The sequence below is a fragment of the Joostella sp. genome (assembly GCF_048266025.1).
Classification (GTDB): Bacteria; Bacteroidota; Bacteroidia; order Flavobacteriales; family Flavobacteriaceae; genus Galbibacter; species Galbibacter atrarenae.
Genome location: NZ_JBLXAF010000001.1, coordinates 1,126,296 through 1,149,557, shown reverse-complemented (window position 1 = coordinate 1,149,557; position 23,262 = coordinate 1,126,296). Strand labels below are relative to the sequence as shown.

Here is a 23,262-nt window from a genome sequence, read left to right as displayed (position 1 = left end):
TAAGTTTGAATCTAAACACTAAAGCTTTTGAAATTCTGTAGTATACTCTTCTCTGTAACTTTTACCTTCATAATCTACTCCTTCATCAACTGAAAAAGTGGTAAGTATATCTCCTGAAATGGAAAATTGAGTTTCAAATGATCCACCATTCTCACCATTTTCGTCTGGAGAATAAACTGTAATGATTTTATCACCTGAAACTTCATAAGTACCACCATCAGTACTTATTTCTACTACTTTTTCCCCTCCTGAAGTATAGGATTCTGAATAAAATTCAGTAAAAGTCCCATCAGCTTTATATTCGACTTCAGAATAATCTTCATCGGTAGCTGTTACCTCTTCTGTACTGACCAATTCTCCTTCTACATACTCTTTACCAATACTTTTTACTTCTCTCCACTTTCCAATAATTTCATCTTGTCCCCCATTATCATCATCACTACTACAGGCTACAAATGGCATTATTGCCACCATTACTAAAAACATTACTTTTTTCATTGTTTTAAAATTTAAATTGCTATTCATCAATTTTGTGCATTTGTCCATCTGTTTATCAAGGCTGCACGTTTACCTTGAAAAATTTCTTTACCTAAACCTGTTGTTGTTTTTAAAATCGTATTCTATGCTAGTCCCTTGGATGTCTCCAGGCAGCACATATTGCATATTGATAGTGTACTTCCCATAACGTATAAAATAATAATCTTCATCTAAAAAGCTAAAAGATTGTATATTCCCATTTACCTTATCGTTCAACACTTGGGAACGCAGGTCCACCCAGTCCTGCTTGTACACAAGCGGTAGATTATAGAAATACGGAAAGTTGGTCAATTTCCAACCCTGATCGGTACCATATTGTACACTTGTTAAATAATGAGATAATATAGGAACCGCTCTACTTGGTGGTGTCCCATACTCACTTTCTTCCCTATTCTTTAACCTATACTTCCCGCCAATAGGATATTTGCTGTATAAGGGAGGATTAATATCCTTTTTAAAATAATCGTCAGCAAGAGTTGCTCTTACATTTACCAAAGGTTTGTTATCGGTAAATTCATTTCCAGTGAGTTCTGCCAAGTCAAAGGTCTCATCACTTTGGATTCTGTTTGCCAAGAAAATCACATCCGAATAAATTTTCCCCCAGTTTTGGTTTACCGTATTGATATCATTTATTTTATCTTTAAAAGTGTCAAATTTGCTGCTTTTAAATTCATAACTTAACCGCTCTATCTCACCCTCTTTTATAACACTTTCGGCCACATTTTGGCGTATTTCTACGTCGTTACCGTCACCTACATCTTTCGCACGATATCTTGAAGTTTCTCCTGTAGAACTTTGAGATTTTGTGGAACTTACAATGACCATCTTCAGTTTCCTGTCATTGGCCACTTTCGGGAAATCATAAAAAACCTTATTATTGGCTGTATCGTAATTGAACTGTACTTTTGATTCGCTTCCCGTCTCGTCAAAGACCTTTACCGCAGTTTCCCATTCCGCCAAATCAAAGAGGTAATCCTGTCCCCGCTCTAATTGTATGTACCCTTTTTTATATTCGTTCTGCAAAAAATACTTTTGCTCTACCACTGGATATGAATATTGAATATTATGTAGTGGTATAAAAGTCGGTGCCTCACCTGTTGTAAAATTTCGTACTTCTGTCTCTATCGCCTTTTTGCCGTCAACTATAATTGGTTTGTAACTTCCGTTTACGTATTCCTGAAAACTCACTTCTACCTCCACTTTCATCGGTTGATGCGGAGGCAAGATATCAGAGGACATAAAAGTACCCCTATCACCGTTTAAGCCCCATTTTATTTCCCCAGGAATTTCCTTTCCATTATGTAAAATCCTGAATTTTTCAACAATAATCTTATATGTTTTATCGCCATCATCTTCAGGAATTACAATAGGTTCATTTACTTTCATTGAAAAAGTAGCCTGCGGGGCAGCAAACACATCAATATCTTTACCTCCGTCTGAAGGGGTTACATCAGCAATAATTTTCATTCCGCCTAAGGGTGAAGCATTCATGAGTTCACATTCTTCCCCAATAGTAAGTTTAAAACGGAAATTCCCTTTAATCAAACCTCCAAGTAAATTGTAATCCCCAGCCACATAGCCTTTCATCCAAACAGGGTTTGGTGCTTTCGCTTGCAATAATACAGCAGCAGCACCCTTTATAATTGGTATTTTTTTCCTTGCAAAAAATAATTTCACATTAATTCCCAACTCCCCCTGAAGAAATGCATAGGCCTGGCCGTTGGCATACCAACCATCTATTCCAATCTGATCGCCGCCACGGTTAGCACAAGCAGTATTTCCATAGTCCTTCAACATAATATCAAAACCTGCACCAGCTTTAAAACTAGCATAGAGTATCAAGAAATTTAAATCCCCAGTATCCACGGAAAAATCCGATCCATAGGCAAAGCCACGTCCATCGCCAAGGGCATTCAAGTCTCTCATATAGTCAAGGCTCTGTACGTCTTCTTTAAGAATTGCTGCAACCTCTGGCGGTGGTGGCGGACTCCCTGGAATCTTGTCGCCAATCATAAAATAACCACCTGATTTTGCCCTTATGGGACCGACTCCAATATACAAACCTAGCCTATCTGTTGGGGTTCCTGCATGGAGATACCATTCCTGAGGTGATGAGTGATATACAGCCCAACCAGCTCTTCCTCGGCTTGCACGACCTTGTACTACTCCCCCTGCAACATTTACATAGACATCTAACTCACCATGTAAAGTTGCATTCTGAAAATCGTACTCGATACCCAAACTCGCTTCCACGCCAATCTCGGTACTGATATTAGGGAAACTCATATCCGCCTTTTGAAGAAATGGCTTGCCTACTTTTGCTATGGAGGAATTCGGGTCAATGTTTATAAAATCATCCAAAGAGGGAGCATTTTCTTTCACTTTATCCATAAGTGCATTGATGTCATCCCCAAGAGGTAAATCTGCCATGAATTTAGCCTGTCCAAAAAATCCCATACGGGAGACACCTCCATGTTTATTAAAAAGTATTTCGAATCCAGCACCTGCATCCACTACATTGCTGGCTGCAATGGAACACATCATCATCGCCTTTACACCAAGACCTTGGTTTCTATTCGGCACATAAGAGAGTCCTGAAGGTGAAAAATCGGAACCAAACCCCCTGCGCTTCATTTTGTAATACGCCCCTCCGGCAAACCCTTTTGGGATTATCAATCCCGGGGTTCCAGGTGGAGCCAAATTATTTACACTTGCATCAAAGTACCAATAGCGATATCCGTCCACCCTTCCAAAAATTCCCTTGGCACTTACTTCTACACCGGCCGTACCTTTAAAAGTTGCTTTAAGATCACCCGCAAAACCATCCCCATATTCCGGGTCATTATCCATAATCGTTAGGGATCCATTAAATGCAAAAGCACCCATATTAGCAGAGACAGCTATAGTTTTAAAATCCAACCCGTCATATTGCCAACGCTGTTGATAACTTATTTCTTCATTTACTGACAAAATCCCAAGTCTAGTAGAGCCTCCAAACCCCGCTCCATCCATTAAGTTTATATTAAGGTCAAACCAAAGTGCTGCCCCATTAGAATTTGGAGGAGCCATTAATTCAATATCCGATATAGATACTGGAAAATTTCCGAACTTAACCTCGTCTTTATAACCCAAGTATTCAATGGAGAGCACCGGACTTTCTGTTTGTAGTACAAAATTTTGAAACTCTATGCCTTTAAACTGAACCATCGCAGTAGAATCTTGCTCTGTGGGAGCAGGTTTCCCTTCATTTACTATGGTTTCCTTTTGGCTCGCGGAAATAGCAATGCGTCCATTTAGAATAGCCTTCGGGCGGAATTTTCCATCTGCTACTCTTAATTCTATGCCACTATTTGGAAATAGCTGCCCTTTAGCTTTCCACAAATTGAAATCCACAACCGAATCTGTAGCCACTTGAAGCATATACTCTTCCTCGGTGATAAGACCTAAATACCTAAGTCCTACTGTGCCATTTTCATTGGTTTCTTTGGAGACGGGCATCAGAATACGCCCGTCCATTTCTGCTCCTACGAATTGGTTTGCTGCCAAACTGACCTCTATATGGTCCAAAGAATACGCCCAAGCACTTTGCTCATTGGTTCTCCCTTCATCCATTTGAAACAGATGATCGGCATAAAAAGTTCCCGAAAGTCCATAAGAATCTATGATCATATTATGAGCACCAAAACCCACTCTTTGCTGGGCGGATATTGATTCCTGAGTTTTAAATTCTGTAGGTAGCCGTACATCAATAGTCTCAATAAAAACCCCTCGCCATGTACTTGGATTAGGCATCAACAACCCCTTTTCACCATAATATTCTGGAAACCATACATTCGGAGAATTCCTAAGATCACTAAAATCCAATACTGCATTGTTTACGTAAAAAAGGAAATTCCCATTATAGTCCTTACCGTTTCTCATTTTAGACCTTGTAAATGGCTGCAAGGAAACGTCTACCAAAAGATCATTCCAGTCTTCCACGGTAACATTAAAGTCTGCCTGAACACGATTGTCTGAGGATCCATCCACTTGCCCATTCGGCAGGACAGGAAGAATATATTGACGAGAAAATTGAACAAATCCGTTTAGTGAAATATCTTTTATACCATCACAGTTGATGGTGGCATAGGTTAAATCTGTAGTAACACCCGTTTTCATATCTAAGCCTCCACGGAAATTCACTAACCAGTTCCCTCCATTGAATGGAATTGGCACATCTCCCAAAAGGACTAATTTAGCATCCCCTACAATTCCACCCTGGTGTGATAATTTTACGTCATCAGCACCAAAGAACAACTTTATAGGCGCTCCTTCCTTATTACTTTGAGGGATTGTCACTCTTGCATAAACTGTGAGGCGTGTAAATTGAGGGGTTATCTCTGCTTTTACCACCCCAATAGCATACTCTACATTACCCAAGAAACTTTTAACTCCTACTGGCAAGGCTACAATATCTTCATTACCAAACTCCTCCACCCACAAACCGCCTTCTTCAATCTCTTGAAAAGAAGCTGAAGCTAACTTTCTTTGGGCATTAACAGAATCTTTAGTCTTATAATTAGCTGAAATATACCCCCAATTAAACTCAGGCTCATCATTAAGCCTTAGCTCTTTATTAGTATGATTAGTACTAGGAAATTTAGCCTCTAGTTTTCCTAAAAATGAAGATGAGGCATTATTATATGTATTGATTATTGATTTCGGTATTGCTCTTTTTGAAACTGTATCTCCATAAACTATTGTGCCTCTTTCAATATGATTTGAAAAGGAGAAGTTGGTAATAAAAAAACATAACCATAGTAATAGTTTCTTCATTGGTTAATAAGTTACATTTAGGGCTCAACTTCAAGAAAATTAATATTTTATATTAAAAACTTCTTAAAACTCGCTTCAAATATAACATATTTACTATGAGTAAAAAAATAATTCGTTGAATTACATTAAATATTTCTCAATATACTCATTGACCACCTACTCTGTGACACATAACAAGCTAATTCTATTATCCAACACATTAATCTAAATAATAAATGCTCCCTTTAAGACACTAATAATGTAGCTGTTAAGATGTAAACGTATAAAGTAAACATCTAATCATTAAACTAAAGCATTAAAAATAAAACATGAATCCGAAGCTTATCCGCATGGCATCTCGGGTTTTGCTATCGTCTACAAAAACATTGTTTAAATGCCCTTGTGCATCTAAGGTTTTCACTCCATAATCTAATTCCACTCCAACGGTCATTCGCTCATATGGATCGAACATAAGGTTTACAATTCCATAATAATGGTAATTCTTTACATCTCCGTCTAAAAACAATTCCCCTGAATCAATTTCATCGGTAACAATATAGCGTTCCATATTATCTGTATAATATTGAGTATATCCTAGCACAAAGCTACTGTGCCATTTTGGAGCAAAATAATACTCGTAAGAAGACCACCCTCCTAAAGCTGGAGTCGCGTTAAAATCATCATTAACGGTAGGGTAACCATCATAACCTTGACCTGCTATAGTAGTCATATAGGCGGTAATTCCTTTTCCTGAAACAAATTGATACTGAAAGTTATTTTTCGATTCTACAGCGCTATATATCCCTGAAAGACTAAACCCGTAACCAAAAAAACTATCTTCATTTCCATCCAGTTTGTAGCGTATATGTCTATAAACGGAAGACAGTCTGATATGCCCCCAAGGCTTCTCGTATTTCATTGCAAAAGTAAGATCTGGTGTGAACTGAGTAGCTTCTTCTACATAGGGTTCTATATCTGGGAAGCGCTCATAATCGGTCATTGGCGCCTCTAAACTAATCTCATATATAAAATTCTCATTCCGAAGTGTATTCTTATATTTTACGTGTGGCGTTCTAAGCCATATCCCAGATGGAGGTCCTTCCCATTCCATAATATCTGGCCATAAAACCTCATCGCCGAAGTTATTCCAATTCTGACCAATTTGCCAATGCTCAGTTTCTACATACGCCTTTCTTAATCGGATATGTCCATCTCCACCCCAGAAATCGGTTTCTATTACAGCACTTATCTTCTTCCCATCTTTTAAAACAACGCTAGTTTCCCATTTTATCTGAGTTTGATACATATCGACTTTAAGGCTCTTGGAATCATCAGTTCCAAAAACATTAATATTTCCAATATTAAAAGTCTCACTATCTTGAAGTCCTCCAAAAATATCAAAATACCCATTCAACTTTAAATTAGCCCCTAAACTAGTTTTATATCTAGGAGAACCATTTATGCTGTCTTTGGACTGAAGACTTAAAAAACGTTCTTGTGCTGAAATAATTATGATTCCCGCTACATTCACCAGTAATAATACAAGCGCTTTTTTCATTGAATACTAATTTATTGTAGAGGGGGATTATTCAAAAATACACAAAAATGAAAAACCATCTATTTAAATTTAAAAAGATGGTTTTAGATAGTCTTATTATATGTCTGCTAGTTAGATTATGCTACTTTAAATTCAGATTCGTTCATTTCCACGCTAAATCTAACATTTGCTTCCAACGCTTTAAATACCTTTAAAATCGTTTCTATAGTTACATTTTTAGTATTTCTTTCCAGTTTGGAGATTTGTGATTTCTGTACTCCTATCAATTCTCCAAGTTGTTCTTGCGTTAAATTCCGCTCTTTACGCACAGACTTTATCATTTCTCCAAGAACTTCCATTCGCAAGTCAAATTCGTATTTATCTCTCTCTGGTGTTCCAATTTCTCCAATGTCCTTGTCCTTCATTTGGTCAAGTGTCATCATTTTAATTTTCTTATTTTTTGTTGCCATAACTTTAAGTTTAGTCATCAAAATATTTAGCTCTTATCTTCAATGCTTTCTCAATTTCCGATTTTGGAACCTTACTCACCTTCTTTATCATTCCATGTGTTGATAACACAAGTGTTTCAGTATGGTCTGTTTTATCCCAAAAAGCAAAAAGTCTGTATTGAACTCCTTGATAGATTGTTCTAAACTCCCAAATATCGTTTGTTAGCTTCTTAAACAGTTTAGGATTATTTTCGAGTTTCGCTTTATCCAAATTGAAGTAGATTTTCTTTTTCGCCTTAGCATCCAATTTGGATATAAAGTCTATAGCTTGTTCAAGAAAAACCACCTCAAATTTTGGTTTCATACAGCTTATTTGTTGTTATATTCAAACAAATGTAGTTAAAAGTTGAGTTATATGGAAACTTTTAGTTAGTTAGTTCACGAACAATTATAGAAATATGTTGCTCTTTAATTTACGCGCTCAGGGTAATCCGTAATAACACCATCTACATATAACGACTTTACTAATTTTATATCCTCAGGAGTATTTACCGTCCATGTATAAATCTTAAATCCTTCCTTTTGTGCTTCCGCTACATTTTCTTTTGTTAATGCTTTAAAATGAGGATGTATCGCTACGGCATTTATTTTTTTAGCTTCTTCCATAGCACCGATCATATCTTTACTGGTGAGAACTCCAATAGGAATTTCGTTGTCTAGACCTCGCATTTCCTCCAATTCGTCCCATTTAAAACTAGAAATAATAAAGTCTTCTTTCTTCCATCCTTGATCAGCCATGTACTTTTTCATGATCTTATAAACTGGTGTAGCAGTACCAGCTCCTTTAAGTTCTATATTAAGCACCGCTCTCTTGTCTATTAAATCTAAAACCTCTTCTAAAGTTGGAATTTTCACTCCTCCTTCTAAAAGCACTTCATCTAGCGTAGACTTTGTGTACTTTTCTATAGCCCCAGTAGCTTCTGTTAATCGGTCTAAGGTATCATCATGAAATACAACTACAGAACCGTCTGCTATTTTAAAAACATCAATTTCTATAGCATCAGAGCCTAGTTCTATTCCTTTCTCAATAGAAGGCAAACTATTCTCAACTATATGTCCTTTCGCACCACGATGCCCTATAACTATAGGTTCTTCCATTTGACTATAACTTTGAAAAAGTACCAGAAGTGTACCAAAAATCAATCCTTTTTTTATCATTTTTATCGCTATTCATTTATTGAAAGCTCAAAAATAAATGATTCTAATGGAGCAAGAGATACCTTTATAAAACCTTCACCATTTTTTAATATTAACTTTCCTTTCTGCTGATATAAAAGGTCATTTAGCTCATATTCCTCTTCTGATAAATTCCACTTAGAGATGATATCTTTAGGAATACGTAACTCAAACTCATGAGAAACATCTGTATCAAAATTAGACACAACAATTAGCTTCTGATCTTCTGAAGATCTAACAAAAGAAAACACTCGGTGATCGTAATTCTCAGTATGGTCTTTATTATAATAATGTATCTCTCTGCTCTCGCCAGTTAAGGCTTCATTACTAATTGCAACATTAAGCAGACGCTTATAAAAGTCTCTTAGTTCTTTTTCCTCAGCTGTAGATTGTCCGCCATCAAACTTACCGCCATTCATCCACCTTTGATGCGTTGGAACACCAATATAATCGAAGATAGAAGTCCTACTCGGATTACCAAAACCAGCATTTTCTGCTCCTGGCTCCCCTACTTCTTGTCCGAAATAAATCATTAAAGGCGATGTTCCTATTGTTGCCAACATTGTCATCGCTGGTTTAGCAGTTTCTGCATTCCCTACAAACTCTGGACTCGCAATACGTTGTTCGTCATGATTCTCTAGGAAATAAAGCATATTATGCTCTATATCGTTAAACTTATTTCGCACCACAGGAATATGATCTGTCCACCCGTAGCCCTTCATAATATGCTTTAACGAATCGTACATATCTACCTTATCATACAAATAATCCATTTTTCCTAAGTGCAAATAATCTCTATAGCGATCTGGATTATAAACTTCGGCCATTAAAAATGCATCTGGATTTTTCATTTTGATGGCAGAATTCATATAACTCCAAAATTCTACAGGCACCATCTCTGCCATATCATAACGGAAACCATCTACTCCATAATCAATCCAATACAAGGCAATATCGCGAAATTTTATCCATGAAGCTGGCACCTCTTTATCTTGCCAAAACTCAAAATGTTTTTTATACGATTCCTGATTAAAATTCTCTGGAAGGGTATCAAAATCTCGGTGACCATCTGGAGAAACTCCATAATTTACTTTCACCGTTTCATACCAATCATTCTGGTCTGGTTTGGAAGCTCGAGATCCGTTCCCTGTCCATTTTGCAGGATTTTCATCGAATTTACCGTCAATCAAAGCATTTTCTTCTCCTCCTAAAGGCGAATATCCATCCTTCCAATCTGGTAAAGAAAAGGCTTCCCCGGGATTGTAATAAAAACTGTTGTCTTTATTATAAGCTACCGAAACATCATCTGAAGCACCAAAACTCTCCACGCCTTCAGGATTGGTAATCCCCTCATAATTTCGAGCCACATGATTGGGAACAATATCTATAATAACCTTTAATTTATGCTTGTGAGATCTATCTATAAGCTGCTTAAACTCCTCCAAGCGGTTTGCAGGATCTGTAGCTAAATCTGGATTTACATTGTAATAATCTTTAACAGCATAAGGCGAACCAGCACGCCCTTTCACCACTTCAGGATCGTCATTAGAGATTCCGTAGGCTGTATAATCATTCACCAAAGCATGGTGTGGAACTCCCGTATACCAAATATGGGTAACCCCTAATTCTTTAATTTCTTCTAAAGCTTTATCTGTAAAATCGGCAAACTTTCCAACACCATTCTCTTCAATGGTTCCCCAAGGTTTATTGGTGGTATTAGTGTTTCCAAACAAGCGCGTAAACACTTGGTATATTGCAATTTTTGAATACTGTTTTTCCTTTTTATTCTCCATTTTTTTAGTATTGCTACAAGCGCCTACTAAAGATAATAAGATTACACAAAGGATGGCATTTTTTAGCTTTATCATTTTATGAATTTTATCCTTATTCAATAATCACCCCTACTTCACTTCGATTATATAACTAGATTTTCCTGCTATTTCTAGTGTGTTTTCTAGTGATAAACTCTTTTCAGAAATAATATCTTTACCAGTTGTGACATCTTTTAAATTCTCTTTAAAACGGCTTAAATCTAACGTACGCACATCTTTACTGTTATTAATTACCACCATAACAGTATCATTTTCATCACTACGGAAGTAAACATACACCTCGTCCTGTGGGATATATTGTGTAGTTTTTCCTGAATGAATAACCGTTTTATTCTTTCTCCAATTGAAAAGTTTTGAGGTGAAATTAAAATATGCATTTTGCGTGTCTGTTCTTGTTTCCTTTGAAAAAGCATTATTTGTATCACCTTCCCATCCTCCAGGAAAATCTCTACGGATATCGCCATCACCTTTTCCTTTATCACCTTTCATTCCTATTTCAGAGCCGTAATAAAGTTGTGGAATCCCACGAACGGTAGCCATCAATGTCATTACTAATTTATAATCTTCAATATTGTTATAAATTTCATTGATTCTTCCTGTATCATGATTTTCAGCAAAAACAAGGATATTATCGATATCAGGATATAGAAAGTCATTAACAAAATTATCATACAACTGGATTGTTCCTTTATCCCAAGAAGGATTCTCTTCATTAAAAACAGCTGTTACAGCATCGTGCAATGTAAAATCCATTACACTTGGTAAATGCGAGTTGTAGTTTTGAATAGCACCTACTTTACTATCCTTTTGCCAATATGCAATTTGCGCTTGGTCGTGCATCCATATCTCTCCAACGATGTTAAAATTTGGATACTCATCCATAATCGCTTTGGTCCAAGTTGCTACCCCTTCTTTATCATTATACGAATATGTATCTACACGAAACCCATCTAAATCTGCATATTCAATCCACCAAATAGCATTCTGAATAAGATAATTTAAAACCAATGGATTGTTCTGATTTAAATCGGGCATCGATTTTACAAACCACCCATCCATACACATCTTAAAATCAATTTCAGAAGCATTTGGATCCATTTGTGTGCTCATTCTATAATTAGTCTGCGCATAACCTGGAAACTGATTGATCCAATCGTAAGTTGGTAAATCTTTAACCATCCAATGCTCCGCTCCCCAATGATTAACAACATAATCCATGATTAGTTTCATGTCTTTTTTATGCATTTCACTAGCTAATCTTTTATAATCTTCATTCGTTCCGTATCGGGCATCAATTTTATAAACATCACTTTGCGCGTAGGTATGGTAAGAATATACCTCATCGTCATCTTCTCCCAATGGCGTGCTCCAAATAGCAGTAGCCCCCAAGTCTTCGATATAATCTAAATGATCTATAATTCCTTGGATATCTCCTCCATGGCGTCCACCTTGTAACTCTCTATTCGCTTTTTCTTTTAATGCTGAATTACTATCGTTTTTAGGATTACCATTTGCAAAACGATCTGGCATAAGCAAGTAAATCATATCCGAAGAATCAAACCCTTTTCTATTAGCTGAATTTTCTTTCCTTGATTTTATCTCATACGCTTGCTTAGAAACTACTTTCCCATCTTTCTTAAAATTGATGGTGTAGTTTTTTGCTGAAACACCTTTTGTTTCAATAGTTATAAACAGATAGTTTGGGTTTTCAGTTTTTTTCACCTCTTTAATCTCCAAACCATCAATTTCTGGTTCTAATGAAGAAATATCATCTCCATAAACCATTAATTGAACTTCACTTTTCTGCATTCCACTCCACCAAAATGGAGGTTCTATTTTCTTGATTTGCGCTTCAGCAGTAAAACCGCTAAAAATTAAAAGCGCCACCATAAACTGAATGTATCGTCTTTTCATAATTAAATTGATTTATGGGTATTCATGATTCTTTCTTACGGATGCTTTTTAATTTATTTTTCAATAATACTAATTGCAAATCCTCCTCCAGGAGCAGAATCGATAGTCAATTTAGTTTTATTAGTAACCGTTTGTTTTGTGATTTTATATGCCTGCGGATTGGTTTTATAATGCGCATCTTTAGCATCTGTATAAATTATAGCTTCGTACTTTTTACCTGTATCTAAAAAGTCTAGTTTAATTTCTGAAGTACGTTTCTCCAATCCATTTGCATTACCAACAAACCAATTATTAGTTCCTTTCGCTTTACGTGCTACAGTAACGTATTTACCTGGCTCAGCTTCCAAATACTTACTATCATCCCAATCTACAGCAACATCTTTTATAAACTGAAAAGCATCTGGAAAGCGATTGTAATTCTCTGGAATATCTGCCGCCATTTGCAACGGACTATACATAGTTACATATAGCGCCAACTGATTGGCAATAGTTGCATTTAAATGCGAGTGATTGTCTGGATTCATTTTACTGATATCCATTTCGAAAATCCCTGGGGTATAATCCATCGGGCCACCAATTAAACGTGTAAATGGCAATACCGTAACATGATTTGGCTTAGAACCTCCAAAAGCTTGGTATTCTGTTCCTCTCGCCGATTCATTTCCAATTAAATTCGGGTATGTTCTTGCAACTCCCGTTGGACGTACTGCTTCATGAGCATTTACCATTATTTTATAATCGGCTGCTTTTTCTAATGCATATTGATAATGATTTACAATCCACTGATTATAATGATTTTCACCTCTCGGTAAAATATCACCTACATAACCACTCTTTACAGAAGTATATCCGTTATCGTTCATAAATTTATACGCTGCATCCATATGTCGCTCGTAATTACGAACAGAACTAGAAGTTTCATGATGCATCATCATTTTAACACCTTTAGATTTAGCGTAACTATGAATCTCTTCCACATTGAAATCTGGATAAGGCGTTACGAAATCAAATACATAATCTTTAGATTTTCCAAACCAATCTTCCCATCCTACATTCCAGCCTTCCACTAAAACAGCATCAAAGCCATTTTCTGCAGCAAAGTCGATATATTTCTTAACATTTGCTGTAGTCGCTCCATGCGTACCGCTAGGAGTAGCTATAGAATAGTCGGTTTCTCCTAACTTTATAGAAGGAAAATCGTTTGTATAAGACCAAGAACTTTTCCCTGTAATCATTTCCCACCAAACACCAACATATTTTACTGGCTTTATCCAAGAAGTATCTTCTATTTTAGAAGGTTCATTTAAATTATATGTCATTTTTGAAGCCAAGATATCTCGGGCATCATCGCTAGCAATAATTGTTCTCCAAGGCGTATTGAATGGCGCTTGCAAATACCCTTTATCACCATTTGCATCTGGTGTTAACCAAGATTGGAAAACCATGCTTTTATCATCCAAATTAAGATGCATAGCAGAATAGTTTATCAAAGCTGCCTCATGCAAGTTTATATACAATCCATCTTCCGTTTTCATCATTAAAGAAGTCTGTACACCTGTTTTCGAAAATGGTTGCTGCGAAGCATTTGGCGTAATCGCTTGATCCATTTTCCCACGTATTTCAGACAACTTAGATTCTGTATAATCATACTCTTGCGTATCATAATCTCCAGGAATCCAAAATGCTGTATGATCTCCAGCCATTGCAAACTGCGTACGTTCTTCTTTGATTACGAAATACACTAAATTTTTCTGCTTCGGAAACTCATAACGGAAACCTAAACCATCATCAAATAAACGAAAGCGAATTGTCATCTTTCTATCCGTCGATTTCTGATTTAATGTAACTGCTAATTCATTATAATGATTTTTAATTTCTGAAACTTCTCCCCAAACTGGTTTCCAAGTTTCATTAAAAGTACTAGTCTGTGTGTCTTCAACAGAAAAACCATTAAGTAACGACGTATCATCATCTTTCAACTCAAAACCAAGTTTACTTTCTTTGATGATTGCTTTTCCTTTATAGGTAAGTTTGTATGTTGGAGTACCATCTTTCAGCAGAGAAAAATCCATAGAGAAATTTCCATTTGGTGATTTTAACTCCTGCGCAGAAAGGCTTCCCACTGCTAATAAAAGAACACAAATATTTATAATTATCTTTTTCATATTAAGCTACTTTCGAAGTTGCTTTTACAACAACTTCTTCTCCATTCAATTTAATTTTTAAATCCTTATCACCATCAACTCTAAATGTAGTTTCAGCATGAGAAACGTTTACTTTTACAATACTTCCCCTAAAATTCACTTTAAAAGAAAATGCTTTCCACTGCTTCGGAATTCTAGTCTCGAATGTCAGTTTTCCATCTTTAACACGCATTCCTCCGAAACCTTCAACAATACTCATCCATGTTCCAGCCATCGAAGTGATATGTAGCCCTTCGTGAACTTCTTTGTTATAGTCATCCAAATCTAAACGTGAGGTACGTAAATAGAAATTATAAGCCTGTTCCATTTTATTTAGAACTGCAGCTTGAATACTATGCACACACGGCGATAAAGAAGATTCGTGTACCGTAAATGGTTCATAAAAATCAAAATGGCGCTCCAATTCTTCTTTGCTAAAATGATCTTCGAAGAAGTAAAACCCTTGTAATGTATCGGCTTGTTTTATATATGGAGAACGTAAAATACGATCCCAAGACCATTTCTGATTTATTGGACGTTCTTCTTTAGATAGATTTTCAACAGTAATCAATTCTTTATCTAAAAAACCATCTTGTTGCAAATACACCTGATGCTCCTCACTATATGGGAAATAAATATTTTGAGCAACTTCCAACCATTGTTTTATTTCTTCTGAAGAAAGATTTGCCTTGGCAATAATACGCTCGTAATCTGAAGCATATTCAGCCTTAACTTTCTCTATATTTTCTGTAGCATACTCAATACACCATTTTGCGATGTAGTTTGTAAACCAGTTGTTATTTACATTATTTTCATATTCATTTGGACCTGTAACTCCTAAAATTACATACTTATTTTTATCCTTAGAAAAGTTTGCTCTTTGATGCCAAAAACGTGCAATTGCAATCATTACTTCTAATCCCATTTCTGGAATGTAGCTGTAATCTCCAGAATAACGAACGTAATTATAAATAGCATAAACCATAGATCCATTACGGTGAATTTCTTCAAAAGTAATTTCCCATTCGTTATGGCTTTCCTCTCCGTTCATTGTAACCATTGGATACAAGGCAGCTCCATTTTTAAAGCCTAACTTTCCGGCATTCTCAATAGCTTTTCCTAAATGGTTGTAACGATATTTTAAAAGGTTTCTCGCTACTTGGTCGTCTTTGGTAGTCATATAAAAAGGAATACAATAGGCCTCGGTATCCCAATAAGTACTCCCTCCATATTTCTCTCCAGTAAATCCTTTTGGACCAATATTAAGGCGTGCATCTTTCCCTAAATACGTCTGATTTAAATGAAAAATATTAAAACGAATTCCCTGTTGAGCTTTTACATCTCCATCGATAGTAATATCTGCCATTTCCCAAATAGAAGCCCAAGCATCTTTCTGAGTTTGCAATAAAGCATCGAAACCTAAATTTGAAGCTTTACTCAATACCGATTTGGAAGCAGCTACTAAATCTTCTTTTTTATGATTTAAGGAAGTTACATATCCTGCCATCTTTTCAATGGAAGCTGTCTGGCCTTTTTTTGCAGGCACTTTATAAGTAAAAGTGGTTTTTAAAGGTTCGATATTTTCTTCTGAAGCAACTTCAATTTTATCTTCATTTAAAAACACAGTACTTATCATCCCAGTACAAACATGATATTCGGTTTTATTGGTTTTAGAAACCACATATCCAAAATCATTTTCTGTACCTGTATTATACACATCCCAAAAGGCATCATCCCAATTGGTATCTTCATTAGTAATCCCACCATCTACATACGGTAAGAAAGTTATCTCTACATCGTTATTTAAAGGAGTAACTTCATATTTAATTGCTCCAACTTCGTCCATTTCTAAACTTAAGAAACGTGTTGCAGTAACTTCAACTTCTATATTATTAGGAAGTGTGGCTTTAAAACTACGTTTGTGCCACCCTTCTTGCATGTTCAATTCTCTGCGAAAACCTTCAACCGATTTACAGGTATTTAAATCTAACATCTCACCGTTTACCAATACGTTTATTCCAATCCAATTTGGAGCATTAAGTACTTTAGCAAAATATTCTGGATATCCATTTTTCCACCACCCTACACGAGTTTTATCTGGATAATAGACACCTGCAATATAACTTCCTTGAAAAGTAGCACCTGAGTAATACTCTTCAAAATTTGCACGTTGCCCCATGGCTCCGTTTCCGATACTAAATAAACTTTCAGACGACTTAACTTTTGCTGCCTGAAATCCTTCTTCTATTAATGACCATTCGTTTGGTACAATATAATCCTGATTCATTTTTATTTAGGTTGAAGTTGTTTTAAAAAATTGAATGTTATTTCGGTGAAGCTCGAGAAATTATAATCGGCTTCCTTTAAGTTCTGTTCGTTGCCCAAACCTACAGAAATCATCTTTGCACTATTTGCAGCTTCTATTCCTGCTTCTGCATCTTCAAAAACTACACATTTTTCTGGCGCAACGTTTATTTTATCAGCAGCAATAAGAAATACTTCTGGATCTGGCTTTGCTTTAGAAACACTATTTCCATCTACAATAGCATCAAACAAATCCATAATTCCTACTTTCTGTAATATTTTAGGGGCATTTTTACTAGCCGAACCCAAAGCAATGGGGAAATTATTTGCTTTAATTTCAGCTAGTATTTCTCTGACTCCAGGTAAAATATCATCCTCGGTCATTTTATCCACATAGGTTAAGTAATCTGAATTTTTATTTGCTGCAAGCTCATCAAATTCCTCTTGAGAAACCGATGTATTAGCCCAGTTTAATATTTTCTTTAAGGAGTCGATTCTGCTTACTCCTTTTAATTGTTCGTTATGTTCTAGCGTTAATTCAAAATTGAATGTAGCGGCTGCTTTTTTCCAAGCTAAAAAGTGAAACTTAGCGGTATCTACAATAACACCGTCTAAGTCGAATATAAATCCTTTTTCTGTATTCATTTTTATTGTTTTAAAGTGTAATCCTAATTAATACTCTCTAACCAAGTATTAATCTATTGTATATGCTATTGCCTTTTTATTTACAATGAGCAGATTTGCAAAGCCTGCTAGAATAAGGCAAATTCCAGCTACAATCATTGAATTAATGGTTTCCTCTCCTATGAATTTGTAGGCATAATTAATTCCACCTAAAGCGGCAATAATTTGCGGCAGTACAATAAACATATTAAAGAGTCCCATATAAACACCCATTTTCTTGGCGTCTATAGAACTTGAAAGCATAGCATATGGCATTGATAAGATACTTCCCCATGCTATTCCAACTAAAATAAAGCTTATATATAAATAGGAAGGATCTGGAATATAGTACATAGAAATAAACCCGACACCCCCTAAAATTAGGGAAACCATATGTGTGTATTTACGATTTACTCGTTTTCGAGATGCATAGAAAGTAAGCAGTAATGCAAAAACCATGGACGAGAGTCCGTAAACTCCCATTGCGGAACCTACATTATCTGATGCATCTTGGTATTTTTTATTTGCAACATTAAAAGCTGTTTGTTGTGCAACATCTTGAAGATCGAATGCTGCTTCTATTGGAGCTGGTGCATGGTACACGTGCTCTGTAAGTGCTGGGGTTGCCAAACTCCACATGGTAAAAAAGGCAAACCAGCTAAAAAACTGAATTACTCCTAATTTTATCATGGTAGGAGGCATATTCCCAATATTTTCAATAATATCTCTTATAAAATGACCTTTAGTTTCTGCCTTCATCTTTTTGAAAGCTTCCATATCTTCAGGCGGATATTCATCAGTAGTAAAAATGGTATAAAGAATACTAGTAATAAAAACAAAAGCTCCAATTGCAAAAGCCACTTTAACAGACATAGGCACAACTCCTGGAGCAGCTTCATTACTTACACCTAAATAATTAACCAACCAAGGTAAATTACTAGCCACCCAAGTACCAATACCTATAATTAAGGTTTGTACAACAAAACCATAGGAACGTTGAGACTCATGAAGTTTATCCGCTACTAAAGCTCTAAAAGGCTCCATACTAACATTAATAGATGCATCTAAAATCCAAAGGAATCCTGCTGCTATCCATAATGCAGGAGAATGCGGCACTAGGAATAAGGCTATAGAACTTAATATCGCACCGATAAGAAAATATGGGCGTCGACGACCTAGCTTGGGATGCCAAGTTTTATCACTTAAATAACCTATTATGGGTTGTATTATTAATCCTGTAAGAGGAGCTGCAATCCATAAGAGTGGAATACTATCTTTTTCAGCACCTAGTGTCTGAAAAATACGAGACATAAACCCTCCTTGAAGAGCAAAACCAAATTGAATTCCTAGAAAACCGAAACTCATGTTCCAGATTTCCCAGAAACCTAAAATACGCTTTTTCATTATCGTAACTTATTAGTTTATTATACGATAAGCGCTATGACTTATCAAAGCTTAATTTAAATTGAGAAGTAAAAATATAAACTTTGATGGTCGCAAGATAGTATTTTAGCAGATAAGAAACTAATAGTCTTAATGTTAAACTTTAAATACTACGAAAACTACTAAATAGGTTTCGTAGATTCTCTTTCTAAAATGGAGGTTTTTATAACCTCTGTTCTGTAACTAGACTCGTCATTATCACTCTCCAATCTATCTATCAACATTTTAGCTGCTTTCGCTCCCATTTCAAAACCATGTTGAATAACAGTTGTAAGTGTTGGATATGAGTATTTTGATAAAATTCCGTCACTAAACCCAATAAAACTCATCTCCTGAGGAATCTTTAATCCGCGGTTGTGTGCTTCTCGCATTGCTACGACAGCATATAATTCGTTTACCCCAAAAACGGCATCAAATTTTTCAGAATCAAAAAGCTCTTTTATTTTTTCATCCAACTCCTCTGCCTTGTCTATTTTTACAATCAAGTTTTCATCCAACTCAATACCAGCATCATAAAGTGCATTTACATAGCCTTGTGTACGAAGTTTACCAATAGAAATATAATCTGCAGTAGTAATTAATGCAATCCGTTGACAACCAGAATAAATTAAATGTTGGATCGCATTATAAGAAGCACGCGCATCGTCTATTATAATTTTATCGCAGTAGATTTCATCAGAAGTTCTATCGAACATCACTAATGGCATCCCCTGATTTATAACTTCTCGTAAATGATGAAAATCTTTCTTCTGTAAAGTTTCTTTTGAAAGCGATAATAGAAATCCGTCTATTTGACCATTTGCCATCGTTTCCATATTAATCACCTCTTTATCAAAAGACTCATTAGACAAACAAACGATAACATTATAACCAAGCTCATTAGCTTTTTGCTCAATTCCACTAATTATAAGTGTAAAGAAATGATGAACAATTTCAGGAATAATAACTGCAATATTCTTGGTCTTTTTATTTTTAAGACTTAGCGCAATATTATTTGGCTTGTAATTATAGAGTTTCGCAAAAGCTTGTACTTTTTCGATAGTATCTTTACTGATTTCCGAACTATTACTCATCGCTTTAGATACTGTTGAAATAGAAACATCCAACTCTCTAGCAATCTCTTTAATCGTTATTTTTTTCTTCATAATATGGCGGCAAATTAGGGTGATCGTATTTCTACAAAAATACGAACAAAAGTTACTCTTTTCTAATATTAATCAAGATTTCAATTCATATTAAAATTATAAGATTCATAATAATACTTATTTATTATTACGAATAGTAAAATCAAAGCCTTTGTATCTCGTATTCTGTTAAAAAATTAAAAGTTCTCAACACTAAAACGTTTTCGTGACCCTCTAAAATTACTCCAACGTTTTCTTTACTCAAATTTTACATAGTTTTAACACCGAGAAGTAAAAATATAAGCTAACAATTATCAAACTATTTTACAATTTCTTATGAAAATATTTCAAAAATTAAATCTACTAATGTTCCTAATACCGATAGGGATTTTTGCCCAGCAATCGGTTAGTGGAGTCGTTACAGACGCATCGACAAATACCCCCATCCCGGGAGTAAATGTTATCATAAAAGGAACAACTACAGGAACGACTACAGATTTTGATGGTATGTTCACAATTGAAGCAGAAAATGGAACTACGCTTCAATTCTCATACATCGGTTTTAGTCCTTTAGATAAAACAGTTTCTGGAGCTACTATGAATGTAACTTTAACTGAAGACACGCAACAATTAGACGAAGTTGTAGTAATTGGTTATGGTTCTGTAAGAAAGAAAGATGCTACGGGAGCCGTAGATCAGGTTTCTACGGAAGACTTTAACCAAGGGCCAGTAGTTACTGCTGGACAGCTAATTACTGGTAAAATTGCTGGGGTTTCTGTAACCTCAGGCGGTGGAGCTCCAGGAGAAGGTCAAAACATTGTTATTCGTGGACAAGGATCTTTATCTTTAAACAGCTCGCCATTATACGTAATTGATGGAGTGCCGATTGCAGGTGATAACACGGGTGGTTCTAGAAGTCCGTTAAACTTTATTAACCCGAATGACATCGAAAGCATGACGGTTCTTAAAGATGCATCTTCTACAGCAATTTATGGTGCTAGAGCCGCAAATGGAGTAATTATGATTACTACCAAAAAAGGAAAAGGAAACGATTTTAAGTTTAGCTACACTGGTTCCACAACATTATACACACCTACAAACTATGTAGATGTTATGAATGCTGACGAATTTAGCACGCTAATAAACGAAGTTGGTACTGCAGATGAAATTAGTCGTTTAGGAAACAGCAATACAGATTGGCAAAGAGAAATCTACGATGATGCTTTTGGTTTTGAGCATAACTTAAGTACTACAGGGAATATCGGTGGATTTATGCCTGTTAGAGCTTCTATTGGTTATACAGATCAAGATGGAGTTTTACAAGGTGACAACTTCCAAAGAACAACAGGATCTATAAACCTTCGTCCATCTTTTTTAGATAATCATTTAAAAGTTGAATTAAATGGTAGAGGATCATATACAGAAAACACTTTTGCTAATAAAGATGCTATTGGTTCTTCTGTAGATTTTGACCCAACACAAGCTATTTATGACGAGAATTCTCCTTTTGGAGGGTATTTTACTTGGTTAAATAATGATAATGTTCAGAATAGCTTAGCGCCGACAAACCCTGTTGCTTTAGTTAACTTAAAAGATGATACAGCAGAAGTTAGACGTTTTATAGGAAATGCAAAAGTTGATTACAAACTTCACTTTTTCCCTGACCTTACGGCTACAGTAAACGTTGGATTGGATAAAACTAATAGCCACGGGAGAGTAATTGTTTCAGATCAAATGCCATCTTCACAATTAGACTGGAATGGATCTTACTCAAACTACACAAACGAGGCTACTAATAAGTTATTTGATGCGTATGCTACGTATTCAAAAGATATCGATGTACATACTATAAATGCAGTAGCTGGATATTCTTATCAGAGTTTTGAAAACGATAATTATAATTATGATAGTGAAGCTGAAGAAGAAGGAAACAATCCTATCAAAATTGATAAATGGAGAAGTGTTTTACTTTCTTACTTCGGAAGGTTTAATTACAATTATGATAACAGATATTTAGTAACTGCTACGTTAAGAGCAGATGCTTCATCTAAATTAAATCCAGACGATCGTTGGGGATACTTCCCATCTGTAGCACTTGCTTGGAATATAAACAACGAAAGTTTCTTAGAAAATTCAGAAGCAATAAGCGAATTAAAATTAAGAGTTGGTTATGGTGAAATTGGAAATGTAAATGGTTTAGGAGATTATAATTTCTTAACCAAATATACAGCTAGTAGAACCAATGCAAATTACCAATTAGGAGATGGTTTCTACCAAACATACAGACCAGAGGAGTACAATGAAGACTTACGTTGGGAAATTGGAAGAACTCTGAATGTTGGGATTGATTACGGATTTTTTAATAATAGAATCTCTGGTTCTGTAAATGCATATCTTAAGAAAACCGAAGACCTAATAAGCTTCGTTACTGTAGACCCATTTACAAACTTCTCTAATGGGATCGACAAAAATATTGGAGATATGGAGAATAAAGGGATTGAATTCGAATTAAATGTAGTTCCTGTTCAAACGGATGATTTTAATTGGAGTATCGGATACAACATATCTTACAACAATAATGAAATCACTAATCTTCCTGGTCAAGTAGAAGTTGGTGGAATCAACGGAGGAACTGGAAATAACATCCAACTGCACAAAGAAGGATACTCTCCTTTTAGTTACTGGGTATACAAACAAGTTTACAATGAAGATGGGAGACCTATTGAAGGTGCTTATGTAGATAGAAATGGTGACAATCAAATAAACGATGACGACCGTTATTTATACAAAGACCCGTATGCAGATGTAATTATGGGACTAAACACCAATTTAAACTATAAAAAATGGGATTTAGCAATTGTTACAAGAGCTAATATTGGAAACTATGCCTACAATAACATGGCTTCAAGTAAGAGTTACTTAAACAGAGCTACAGAGAATAGCATCCTTACAAATTTACATAGTGATTATTTTAATACTGGTTTCCAAACTATTACAGAAACTAACCTTCAAAGTGATTATTATGTACAAGATGCCTCATTCTTTAAAATAGACAACATCACTTTAGGATATACTTTACAAGATGCTATTCCTAGTACAAGTCTTCGTTTTTACGGATCTGTACAGAATGTAGCCACTTTTACAGATTATGATGGATTGGATCCTGAAATTGATGGAGGAATAGACAACAACTTCTACCCAAGACCGAGATCTTTCGTATTTGGTGTTAATCTTAATTTTTAAAAA

At 35.6% G+C, this 23,262-nt stretch carries 14 protein-coding genes; 1 reads left to right on the top strand and 13 read right to left on the bottom strand.

The genetic code is table 11. The annotated features are described in order from the left end of the window. Positions 1 to 18: 18 nt before the first annotated feature. From ACN0TY_RS04800 to ACN0TY_RS04740, 13 genes are all read right to left on the bottom strand, one after another. Entirely contained in the window at positions 19 to 498 is a 480-nt protein-coding gene (locus ACN0TY_RS04800; protein WP_417443573.1) for a hypothetical protein, read from the bottom strand. Positions 499 to 585: 87 nt separating this feature from the next. Continuing rightward, a complete protein-coding gene (locus tag ACN0TY_RS04795; protein ID WP_417443572.1) occupies positions 586 to 5,352 on the bottom strand; it encodes a hypothetical protein in 4,767 nt (1,588 codons plus the stop codon). Between the two features lie 295 nt (positions 5,353 to 5,647). Then, the gene (locus ACN0TY_RS04790; RefSeq protein WP_417443571.1) at positions 5,648 to 6,889 is read right to left on the bottom strand and encodes a hypothetical protein; all 1,242 of its coding nucleotides are present in this window, start codon (positions 6,887 to 6,889) and stop codon (positions 5,648 to 5,650) included. 116 nt (positions 6,890 to 7,005) lie between these two features. Continuing rightward, the gene (locus ACN0TY_RS04785; RefSeq protein WP_236957911.1) at positions 7,006 to 7,338 is read right to left on the bottom strand and encodes a helix-turn-helix domain-containing protein; all 333 of its coding nucleotides are present in this window, start codon (positions 7,336 to 7,338) and stop codon (positions 7,006 to 7,008) included. 10 nt (positions 7,339 to 7,348) lie between these two features. Next, positions 7,349 to 7,681 carry a type II toxin-antitoxin system RelE/ParE family toxin gene (locus ACN0TY_RS04780; protein ID WP_417443570.1) on the bottom strand — a complete coding sequence of 111 codons (333 nt, stop codon included), beginning with the start codon at positions 7,679 to 7,681 and terminating at the stop codon, positions 7,349 to 7,351. Between the two features lie 104 nt (positions 7,682 to 7,785). Continuing rightward, positions 7,786 to 8,475, bottom strand: a complete 690-nt coding sequence (locus tag ACN0TY_RS04775; RefSeq protein ID WP_417443569.1) for a glycerophosphodiester phosphodiesterase — start codon at positions 8,473 to 8,475, stop codon at positions 7,786 to 7,788. A 68-nt stretch (positions 8,476 to 8,543) separates the two neighbouring features. Next, positions 8,544 to 10,421, bottom strand: coding sequence for an alpha-amylase family glycosyl hydrolase (locus tag ACN0TY_RS04770; protein ID WP_417443568.1), 1,878 nt, complete (start codon positions 10,419 to 10,421; stop codon positions 8,544 to 8,546). Between the two features lie 33 nt (positions 10,422 to 10,454). After that, on the bottom strand, positions 10,455 to 12,299 hold the full coding sequence (locus tag ACN0TY_RS04765) for a glycoside hydrolase family 13 protein (protein ID WP_417443567.1): 1,845 nt from the start codon (positions 12,297 to 12,299) through the stop codon (positions 10,455 to 10,457). 53 nt (positions 12,300 to 12,352) lie between these two features. Continuing rightward, entirely contained in the window at positions 12,353 to 14,464 is a 2,112-nt protein-coding gene (locus ACN0TY_RS04760; RefSeq protein WP_417443566.1) for a glycoside hydrolase family 97 protein, read from the bottom strand. 1 nt (position 14,465) lies between these two features. After that, positions 14,466 to 16,769: a glycoside hydrolase family 65 protein gene (locus ACN0TY_RS04755; RefSeq protein ID WP_417443565.1), complete on the bottom strand. Its 2,304-nt coding sequence runs from the start codon at positions 16,767 to 16,769 to the stop codon at positions 14,466 to 14,468. 2 nt (positions 16,770 to 16,771) lie between these two features. Further along, on the bottom strand, positions 16,772 to 17,431 hold the full coding sequence (gene pgmB / locus ACN0TY_RS04750; RefSeq protein WP_417443564.1) for a beta-phosphoglucomutase: 660 nt from the start codon (positions 17,429 to 17,431) through the stop codon (positions 16,772 to 16,774). A gap of 48 nt (positions 17,432 to 17,479) precedes the next feature. Beyond that, positions 17,480 to 18,853 carry an MFS transporter gene (locus tag ACN0TY_RS04745; RefSeq protein ID WP_236957905.1) on the bottom strand — a complete coding sequence of 458 codons (1,374 nt, stop codon included), beginning with the start codon at positions 18,851 to 18,853 and terminating at the stop codon, positions 17,480 to 17,482. Positions 18,854 to 19,014: 161 nt separating this feature from the next. Next, a complete protein-coding gene (locus ACN0TY_RS04740) occupies positions 19,015 to 20,037 on the bottom strand; it encodes a LacI family DNA-binding transcriptional regulator (RefSeq protein WP_236957904.1) in 1,023 nt (340 codons plus the stop codon). A gap of 315 nt (positions 20,038 to 20,352) precedes the next feature. Between ACN0TY_RS04740 and ACN0TY_RS04735 the strand changes: the two genes are divergently transcribed. After that, on the top strand, positions 20,353 to 23,259 hold the full coding sequence (locus ACN0TY_RS04735) for a SusC/RagA family TonB-linked outer membrane protein (RefSeq protein WP_417443563.1): 2,907 nt from the start codon (positions 20,353 to 20,355) through the stop codon (positions 23,257 to 23,259). The last annotated feature ends 3 nt before the right edge of the window (positions 23,260 to 23,262 follow it).